Origin of the sequence: Psychrobacter sp. UBA6739, assembly GCF_002453835.1 — a bacterium.
Classification (GTDB): domain Bacteria; phylum Pseudomonadota; class Gammaproteobacteria; order Pseudomonadales; family Moraxellaceae; genus Psychrobacter; species Psychrobacter immobilis_A.
Window position 1 is genome coordinate 22,082 of record NZ_DKHR01000038.1, and the last position, 6,138, is coordinate 28,219.

The following is a 6,138-nucleotide window of genomic DNA, read 5'->3' on the forward strand; positions in this document are numbered from 1 at the left end:
ATTATTATGCTAAATAGATTATTAAAAGGACGACTATGAGCCTTACCGCAGACCAGACAACTGACCTAGCAGAAATAGGGGCTCAGGAAATCAAAGGCCGCAGCCTTTTGCAAGATGCTAAGCGCCGTTTTTATCGCAACAAGGCCGCCGTAGCCAGTCTTTTTATCTTGCTACTCGTGGCTGCTTTCGTCATTTTTGTGCCGATGTTAGCACCTTTTGGTTATGCCGAAACCGACTGGAACTTTATGCAGTCCGCGCCAGCCATCGATAATAAGCACTACTTTGGTACTGATTCACTCGGTCGTGATTTGTTAGTGCGAACCGCAGTAGGTGGTCGTATCTCCTTGATGGTAGGCGTCGCCGGTGCTACGGTTGCAGTGATTTTCGGTACGATATACGGTGCAACGTCAGGCTATCTTGGTGGCAAAGTCGATACCGTGATGATGCGCGTATTAGAGATTTTAAGTGCCTTCCCCTTTATGTTTTTTGTGATTTTATTAGTCACTATCTTTGGTCGTAACCTTATCTTAATCTTTGTGGCGATTGGACTGGTATCGTGGCTGGATGTTGCGCGTATCGTTCGCGGGCAAACGCTAAGCCTGAAGAGTAAAGAGTTTATCGAAGCTGCGCACGTAGGCGGCGTATCAGGCTTCAATATTATCTTACGCCATATCGTGCCCAATGTACTCGGGGTGGTGGTGGTTTATGCCTCTTTATTAGTGCCAACGATGATTTTGTTTGAGTCATTTTTAAGCTTTTTGGGACTTGGTGTTCAAGAGCCGATGACCAGTTGGGGAGCGCTGTTGCAAGAAGGCTCAAAAACCATGCAGGTAGCACCTTGGCAGATTTTGATTCCCTCAGCTTTTTTGGTCATTACTTTATTTTGCTTTAACTTTATTGGCGACGGTCTGCGTGATGCATTTGACCCTAAAGACCGCTAAGAGGGTGACATCATGAAAAACCAAAGTATGAAGGATAAAAGCATGGAGGGTAAAAGTATGGAAGATAAAAACATAGCAACTCAAAAGATTCATAACGCCGCCAACGCGCCTAGTGCTCCTGAGAAAATAGAGTCTACTACCTTTAATATAGGTACTGATTCAGCGCTCGATAAGCCACCTAACGCAGAAAATACCTTGTTAGCAGTCAAAGATTTATCGGTACAGTTCACGACCGAAGAGGGTCTAGTAACGGCGGTCAATGGCTTAAATTTTAACCTACATGAAGGCGAAACCTTAGGTATTGTTGGTGAGTCTGGTTCAGGTAAGTCGCAGACAGCATTTGCTATTATGGGGCTGCTGGCAAATAACGGTTATGCCAAAGGTTCGGTACGCTTTGAGGGTAATGAGCTAATAGGATTGTCACAAAAAGCACTAAATAAAATTCGCGCCGAGCAGATCGCGATGATCTTCCAAGATCCGATGACCTCATTAAATCCTTATATGAAGATAGGCGACCAGCTCGCTGAAGTATTGATTTTACATAAAGACATGAGTAAAAAAGACGCTTGGGCCGAATCCATACGAATGCTAGACGCGGTTAAGATTCCAGAAGCCAAGAACCGTATTGGCATGTATCCGCATGAGTTCTCAGGTGGTATGCGTCAGCGGGTTATGATTGCGATGGCATTATTATGTCGCCCTAAGCTGTTGATTGCTGATGAGCCAACCACCGCGCTCGACGTTACTGTTCAGGCACAGATTATGGTTCTATTAAACGAGCTAAAACGCGACTTTGGCACCACCATTATTATGATTACTCATGATTTGGGAGTTGTAGCAGGTATCTGTGATCGAGTACTAGTGATGTATGCTGGGCGTACCATGGCGTATGGAGAGACTGAAGAGATTTTTTATGCCCCAAGTCATCCATATACTATCGGGCTACTAAAAGCGATTCCGCGTTTAGATAACGATATGGGCAAGCTTGAAACCATTCCAGGTAGTCCACCAAATTTATTAGATTTGCCTTCAGGCTGTCCTTTTTATGAGCGCTGTTCTCATGCTATGGAAATCTGCCGTGATACACCGCCACCGCTGGAATTTCTACCGAACGAGCGTCAACGCGCTTGTCACTGGCACCCGGAAATACCCGTTGATCACTCACTAGATAGCTCAGCAGATATCGATGCCAATAATCAATCAGGGATGGAGGGCTAGCTCATGATGACACAGAATTTAGATAGCGCCAGAAGCAATAACCCAGCACCGTTATTGCAAGTAAAGGACATTCATACCACCTTTAATATCAAACAAAAAGGCACTTACTTTTGGCAGAAGCCTGTCACCCTAAAAGCAGTTAATGGGGTATCGTTTGAGCTATTTGCTGGTGAGACTTTAGGGGTGGTGGGCGAATCAGGCTGCGGCAAATCAACACTCGCTCGTACTATCATCGGATTGATACAAGCTGACTCTGGCAGTATCAAGTTTTGTGATGAAGAGATGGTTGGTGCGTCCCAAAAGACCATGAGATTAAAGCGAAAAGACATTCAAATGATCTTCCAAGATCCGCTAGCATCACTTAACCCGCGCATGACTGTAGGGGATATTATCGCCGAGCCTCTTCGCACTTATTATCCTGAAATGAAGAAGCCTGAGGTGCAAAACGAGGTACGCGCCATCATGAAAAAGGTGGGGTTACTGTCCAATCAAATTAACCGATATCCGCATGAGTTTTCAGGTGGTCAGTGCCAGCGAATAGGCATTGCTCGAGCACTGATATTAAAGCCCAAAATTATTATCTGTGATGAGCCAGTCTCCGCCCTTGATGTCTCGATTCAGGCGCAGGTCATTAATTTATTGCAAGATGTGCAAGAAGAGATGGGGTTAGCGCTTATTTTCATTGCCCATGATCTTTCTGTGATTAAGCACATTGCTGATCGAGTCTTGGTCATGTATTTAGGCAACGCCGCCGAACTGGGTTTGAACAAAGCCGTATACGGCAATCCGACTCATCCCTATACCAAAGCACTGATGTCTGCTGTACCGCTACCTGACCCTATTGCTGAACGTAGTAAGGTCATTCAGTTATTAGAGGGTGATTTACCCAGTCCAATCAATCCGCCGTCAGGTTGCGTTTTTCGCACCCGTTGCCCACTAGCTGATGTAGAGTGCGCACAGATTAAGCCCGTGTTAGAAGGCACTATAAATCACCGAGTGGCTTGTTTAAAGAACAAGGTCGAGGTGGCCTAAAAGTGGTTTATGAGTATTGACTGTATTAAAAGCAGGCGGACTTATTCAAATGCTCTTAATACAATCTAATACTTTTACTCATTGGTTTTAAACGTCAGGAGTTAGCATCAATCAATCTCACCGATATCAATAGTCATTTGATTAAGTAATATTGTTAGCTGACCACGATGGTGAGCTTGGAGATTGACTTATTACGGGAGTAATTAGGAAGGTCATTAAAGCCTCTTATCCAGATCCAGTCACTTATCATAAGATGACTCAACGTGCCTAATATCCAATCAAAAAATACCCTTTTATCTTGGCATAAAATACCTTCAGCAAGGCTGTGTATACGACCACGGATTTCTTAATTCATAGCGGCATGATGATTTACCATCAACTCACAGCAATGCTTCATCATGGCATTCTCATACTTTGACTTCTAGCTGGTTCAATAAAACTCAATACGACTGAGCAAATGCTCTTGGATGAGATAGGCACAAATATAAGCGCTCGGCCACGCGACTATAAAGGCATATTTCCATGAGTGAAACAGCGTGATAAAGAACCCATCGACGAATCCTACATTGATCAGTAGTAATGCAGTTGAGATAATCGTGGACATCAGCAGTGCCATTAAAAAGGTAAAAATAAGCCGGTAGTACTTGCGCCGTGTGCGTATTCTGATGGTAGGGAATTTTGCCATAGTGTGGAGGTGTCCTACATGGTGATGGTGGCGTTTGATGAACGATGAACGATGTTGCGTAGCGTCATGAGTCGTCATTACCAACCATGATATCGTATGTTGATAAGTGGATAAAATCGTTATTATCAATGGCGACATTCGTTATATTTTAATGACTGTTGTCTCATGCATAAAAATAAAATTCCCAAAAAATAACAAACTAAAGATGATTAATTTTGCTACGATAAAATCGATTACAACCCACAAATAAGGCAATAAAATGACCGTGCACAAGCAGCGAACATTGGGCATCATCGGTGGTATGAGTTGGGAGAGTAGCGAAAGCTATTATCGGCTGATAAATGAGGGTGTCAAGGATAAGCTGGGTGGATTACATTCAGCAGATTTATTCATACATAGCGTGGACTTTGCGTTGATCAATAAGCACCAAGAGCAAGATGAATGGGCAGCGCTGGGTGTAATCATGACCAGCAGTGCGCAGCGCTTGCAAGCCGCTGGCGTACAAGGGCTCATGATTGCCTCTAATACGATGCATAAATTACTCGATGATGTGCAAGCCGCGACGCATTTACCTGTTATTCATATCGCTGATGCCACTATTGCCGCCATCAAAAAACAGAATCTGTCTAAAATTGCCTTGCTGGGCACTCAGTTTACGATGACGGAAGATTTTTATAGGCAGCGTTTGGTAGATGCAGGGCTTCAAGTGTTGATACCAGAGAGTGATGCACGAGCAGAGGTACATCGAATTATCAAAAAAGAGCTGTGCGTCGGTGAATTTAAAGACAGCTCGCGCCAGTATTATCAGCAGGTGATTAAAGATTTAGCAGATCAAGGCGCAGAGGGCGTCATCTTAGGCTGTACAGAAATGGGACTGCTCATTAAACAAGCAGATAGCCCCATTCCCGTATTTGATACCACTTTGATTCATGCAGCGGCAGCGGTGGATTTTTTATTAGAGTAGCGCGGACTAATAAAAATATTTAAGCCTATAACGTTTTGACCAAGCGTTCTAGTAACTCAATCGTGCGCTCTTGTCTGACCAAAGCGACGCCTTGTCCTGCCCATAAAGACTGATACTCCGGGTCAAGATTATTGGTTGCATGACCACGCAAAAATTTGGTCATCGCATTCAATTGTGGATAGGGCGGTAGCTCATGCGCGCTTTCAAAGCGAGCAAAATCACGCAAATAATCATTTAATAAACCACGAGCTTGTTTACCTGAAAACAGTCTCGTTAAGCGTGTCTCAGTGCTGCGCTTATCTTCACTAGCGTCGAGTAGCGCTTGCTTATAAATGTCATTAATGCCGCATTTATCTGTGGTCAAAAACGCCGTTCCGATTTGCGCCAGCTCAGCGCCAGCCGTTTGCACCGCTTTGATGTCTTGCCCAGCCATGATGCCACCTGCTGCAATTAATGGAATATCGGTACACGCGCGCGTTTGACTAATCAGCGTCAATAATCCCAATGGATCGGTTTCACTTTGCGCGAGCCAGCCACCGCGATGCCCACCCGCTTCGACCCCTTGCACACATACCGCATCAGCACCAATATCGCTCCATGCTTTTGCTTCTAATGGATGATTGGCAGTACCGATGACGCGCGTGCCTAGACCTTGTAGATGCTGAACTTGCTTGGCGCTAATAATACCAAAGGTAAAGCTAGCGACGGCGACTGGATTGTCGTAGAGCACTTGTAGTTGATCTGCAAAGCTTAGCGCTGGGCGTTCAGGTAGCGCACATTCGATATTGTTTTCTTGATAGTAATGACTTAGCCAAGCAGGGATTTCGGTATCAAAGGTCGTGGAGTCCTGCTCAGAGAGCACCATCAGATTGATCATAAAAGGGCGATCAGTGAGCGATTTAATGGTGTCAATATGGCTATGCAAAACCTCTGGCGGCGTCATGCCCGATCCCAATGAACCCAGTCCACCAAAGTTACTCACTGTCGCTGCCAGCTCAGGGGTGGTTGCGCCTGCCATCGGTGCTTGCACGATGGGGTGGGTCAGATTAAGGGTATTCAGTAAGGTCATGACGGGCTTCCTTTTTGTTCTATTAGATTTTTTATCTCACTTACTTTAACAGAACAGGATAAAGAGCGTGTTGGATAGTGCTTATTTAGTTGCTGAATAGGAAGGGTGAGTTTGTAATTAAAATATAGCATCAAATAAACTAAATAAAGTTATAATACTTTTTAATCCCGCTAATCCTAGCATTTCTCTATTAATGTTATTGCTAATATAGTTAATCCAGAATAAAAGA

Annotated in this window: 6 protein-coding genes; 4 read left to right on the plus strand and 2 right to left on the minus strand. The window is 44.4% G+C overall.

The genetic code is table 11. The annotated features are described in order from the left end of the window. The first annotated feature begins 35 nt into the window (after nt 1-35). From oppC to oppF, 3 genes are read left to right on the plus strand one after another with little or no spacing between them, the layout of a single operon-like run. Nucleotides 36-941 carry an oligopeptide ABC transporter permease OppC gene (oppC, locus tag B2575_RS09335; RefSeq protein ID WP_060490135.1) on the plus strand — a complete coding sequence of 302 codons (906 nt, stop codon included), beginning with the start codon at nt 36-38 and terminating at the stop codon, nt 939-941. 12 nt (nt 942-953) lie between these two features. After that, on the plus strand, nt 954-2,159 hold the full coding sequence (gene oppD / locus B2575_RS09340) for an oligopeptide ABC transporter ATP-binding protein OppD (protein ID WP_296241573.1): 1,206 nt from the start codon (nt 954-956) through the stop codon (nt 2,157-2,159). 3 nt (nt 2,160-2,162) lie between these two features. Next, nucleotides 2,163-3,191, plus strand: a complete 1,029-nt coding sequence (oppF, locus tag B2575_RS09345; RefSeq protein WP_296241575.1) for a murein tripeptide/oligopeptide ABC transporter ATP binding protein OppF — start codon at nt 2,163-2,165, stop codon at nt 3,189-3,191. A 430-nt stretch (nt 3,192-3,621) separates the two neighbouring features. Here oppF and B2575_RS09350 read toward each other — a convergent pair whose 3' ends face one another. Further along, nucleotides 3,622-3,876 carry a DUF2798 domain-containing protein gene (locus B2575_RS09350; protein WP_045442930.1) on the minus strand — a complete coding sequence of 85 codons (255 nt, stop codon included), beginning with the start codon at nt 3,874-3,876 and terminating at the stop codon, nt 3,622-3,624. A 259-nt stretch (nt 3,877-4,135) separates the two neighbouring features. Between B2575_RS09350 and B2575_RS09355 the strand changes: the two genes are divergently transcribed. Further along, nucleotides 4,136-4,840, plus strand: a complete 705-nt coding sequence (locus tag B2575_RS09355; RefSeq protein ID WP_296241577.1) for an aspartate/glutamate racemase family protein — start codon at nt 4,136-4,138, stop codon at nt 4,838-4,840. A 25-nt stretch (nt 4,841-4,865) separates the two neighbouring features. Here B2575_RS09355 and B2575_RS09360 read toward each other — a convergent pair whose 3' ends face one another. Further along, entirely contained in the window at nt 4,866-5,909 is a 1,044-nt protein-coding gene (locus B2575_RS09360; protein ID WP_296241579.1) for an NAD(P)H-dependent flavin oxidoreductase, read from the minus strand. Nucleotides 5,910-6,138: the final 229 nt, after the last annotated feature.

Excerpts from the sequence above, each read along its gene's own strand:
- B2575_RS09355 (WP_296241577.1), top strand. The coding sequence starts at position 4,136 with ATGACCGTGCACAAGCAGCGAACATTGGGCATCATCGGTGGTATGAGT.
- oppF (WP_296241575.1), top strand. The coding sequence starts at position 2,163 with ATGATGACACAGAATTTAGATAGCGCCAGAAGCAATAACCCAGCACCG.
- B2575_RS09350 (WP_045442930.1), bottom strand. The coding sequence starts at position 3,876 with ATGGCAAAATTCCCTACCATCAGAATACGCACACGGCGCAAGTACTAC.
- B2575_RS09360 (WP_296241579.1), bottom strand. The coding sequence starts at position 5,909 with ATGACCTTACTGAATACCCTTAATCTGACCCACCCCATCGTGCAAGCA.
- oppC (WP_060490135.1), top strand. The coding sequence starts at position 36 with ATGAGCCTTACCGCAGACCAGACAACTGACCTAGCAGAAATAGGGGCT.
- oppD (WP_296241573.1), top strand. The coding sequence starts at position 954 with ATGAAAAACCAAAGTATGAAGGATAAAAGCATGGAGGGTAAAAGTATG.